The 2633-nt window shown below is 68.4% G+C and carries 3 protein-coding genes; all 3 read left to right on the forward strand.

Going from position 1 to position 2633, the window contains the following annotated elements; translation table 11 throughout:
- Nucleotides 1–1345, forward strand: a 1345-nt coding sequence (locus AB4Y84_RS18880; protein WP_442250653.1) for an ATP-binding protein, incomplete at its 5' end; no start/stop codon positions are given.
- Nucleotides 1346–1489: 144 nt separating this feature from the next.
- Complete coding sequence (gene paoA, locus AB4Y84_RS18885) at nt 1490–2134, forward strand: aldehyde dehydrogenase iron-sulfur subunit PaoA (protein ID WP_032974655.1); 645 nt, start codon at nt 1490–1492, stop codon at nt 2132–2134.
- The coding region (locus tag AB4Y84_RS18890) for an FAD binding domain-containing protein (protein ID WP_442250654.1) at nt 2131–2633 on the forward strand (503 nt) is incomplete at its 3' end. The genes paoA and AB4Y84_RS18890, both read left to right, overlap by 4 nt.

A 2633-nucleotide genomic window follows, 5' to 3' on the forward strand; every position in this document is an offset into this window, starting at 1 on the left:
GGAGGATGGCATCGTCCGCTGGGTCGCCGCCAAGGGCCGCGGCATCTTCGAGTTCGGCAGGTGCGTGCGCGTGCTGGGCGTGGCCATCGACATCACCGCGCGGAAGGCCGCCGATGCGCGCCTGCAGGAGCTGAACGGGCAGCTGGAGGCACGTGTGCGGGCCGAAGTCGCCGAGCGCCTGCGGGTGGAAGAGGCGCTTCGGCAGAGCCGCAAGATGGAGGCGGTCGGCCAGCTGACCGGTGGTATCGCCCATGACTTCAACAACATGCTGGCGACGGTGATCGGGCCGCTCGACCTGCTGGCGCTGCGCCTCGGCGACAGCGACGCGCGCGCCAGCCGGTACATTGAAATGGCACTTGATGGCGCGCAGCGCGCCGCCCAGCTGACCCAGCGCCTGCTTGCGTTCTCGCGCCAGCAACCGCTGCAGCCGGTGGCGATGGATGCCAACCGCCTGGTGGCCGGCATGACCGACCTGCTGGTGCATTCCCTTGGCAGCAGCATCATCCTTGAAACCGCACTCGGCGCGGGCCTGTGGTGGACCCATGCCGACGCCAACCAGCTGGAGAACGTGGTCCTGAACCTGGCGGTCAACGCGCGCGATGCGATGCCCTCCGGCGGCCGATTGAAGATCGAGACCCGCAACCAGCGCGTCGACCTCGACACCGCATCGGCGCATGCGGGCGTGCCTGCAGGCGACTACGTTGTGATCGCGGTGACCGACGACGGCAACGGGATGACGCCGGAGGTGATGGCGCGCGCGTTCGATCCGTTCTTCACCACCAAGCAGGTCGGCCAGGGCACCGGGCTCGGGCTGTCGCAGGTGTATGGCTTCGTCCAGCAATCGGCCGGGCATGTGAAACTCGATTCCGCGCCCGGCAAAGGGACGCGGGTACAGGTCTACCTGCCGCGGCTGCTGGCCGACGTCGACATGCCCGCTGCCGCATCGGACGACGATGCGCCGACCCTGCACGGTGGGCGCGAGCACATTCTCGTCGTGGACGATGATGCGGCCGTCCGCGCGTTCTCGGTCGATGCCCTCACTGAACTCGGCTATCGGGTACTGGCCGCAGATGGCGCCGCCAGCGCCTTGGCGCTGCTGCAGGCCCATCCAGAGGTCGCGCTGTTGTTTACCGACGTGGTGATGCCCGAGGTCAATGGACGGCAGCTGGCCGAGCAGGCACGCGCGCGCCATCCGCAGCTGAAGGTGCTGTTCGCCACCGGCAACAGCCGCAACGCGCTGGTCGACAACAACGTGCTGGATGCGCAGGTTCACTTGATCGGCAAACCGTTCACCATCGGCGAACTGGCCTCGCGGGTAAGGATCGCGCTGGCCGGCGATGGCTGAAGGCCGCCACGCAGGTTGCGCCGCAGCCGGCAGCGGATGAATGCGCGACCGGGTCATGCTTCACCGCATGCCTACCGCGGCACGGCCATGCTGTCCCGGCATTGAATCCGCCAGCCAGCCTGCCGCAGCCAGCGAGGAGCCACGATGAGCCCACCGTCACACCTTCCCCTTTCGCGCCGGGAACTGCTGAAGTTGAGCGCGGGATCGGCCACCACCATGGCCCTGCCTGCCGTGGTCGCTGCGGCGGAGCCGGACCGGACAGGTGCACGGGCACCGGAACTGATGCAGGTGGACTTCGAGGTGAACGGAACAGCGCGATCGCTGCGGCTGGACACCCGCGTCACCCTGCTCGACGCCCTGCGTGAGCACCTGCACCTGACCGGCAGCAAGAAGGGCTGCGACCACGGCCAGTGCGGTGCCTGCACGGTGCTGGTGGACGGCCGGCGCATCAATGCCTGCCTGACGCTGGCGGTGATGCACCAGGGCGCGAAGATCACCACCATCGAAGGCCTCGGCACGCCAGACCGGCTGCACGCGATGCAGGCGGCCTTCGTCAAGCATGACGGTTTCCAGTGCGGCTACTGCACCCCGGGGCAGATCTGCTCGGCCGTCGCCGTGCTGCAGGAAATCAAGGCCGGCATACCGAGCCACGTCAGCGCCGCGTTGGACGCGCCCAGCGCCTTCACCGCCGAAGAACTGCGCGAGCGCATGAGCGGCAACATCTGCCGGTGCGGCGCCTATTCCAACATCATCGAGGCCATCCAGGACGTCGGGGAGGCCAGCGCATGAGAGCTTTCAGCTACGAGCGCGCCCGGTCTCCCGCCGAGGCGGCAGCGGCAGCGGCGCGTACCCAGGGCGCTCGGTTCATTGCCGGCGGCACCAACCTGCTGGACCTGATGAAACTGGAGATCGAGACGCCCGCCCACCTGATCGACGTCAACGGGCTGGACCTGGACACCATCGAGCCCACCAGCCAGGGAGGCCTGCGCGTCGGCGCGCTGGTACGCAATACCGATCTGGCGGCCGACCGGCGCATCCGGCGCGACTATGCGGTGCTGACCCGCGCACTGGTGTCCGGCGCATCGGGTCAACTGCGCAACAAGGCCACCACCGCCGGCAACCTGCTGCAACGCACACGCTGCCCCTATTTCTACGACACCGCACAGCCCTGCAACAAGCGGCTGCCCGGCAGTGGCTGCGGCGCGCGCGAAGGTTTCAGCCGGCAATTGGCCGTGATCGGCGCCAGCGAGCACTGCATCGCCACCCACCCCAGCGACATGGCGGTGGC

The sequence above is a fragment of the Stenotrophomonas sp. 2YAF22 genome, from assembly GCF_052114665.1.
GTDB classification, from domain to species: Bacteria; Pseudomonadota; Gammaproteobacteria; order Xanthomonadales; family Xanthomonadaceae; genus Stenotrophomonas; species Stenotrophomonas indicatrix.

Coding starts and splice junctions, on each gene's coding strand:
- paoA (WP_032974655.1), top strand. CDS start 1,490: ATGAGCCCACCGTCACACCTTCCCCTTTCGCGCCGGGAACTGCTGAAG.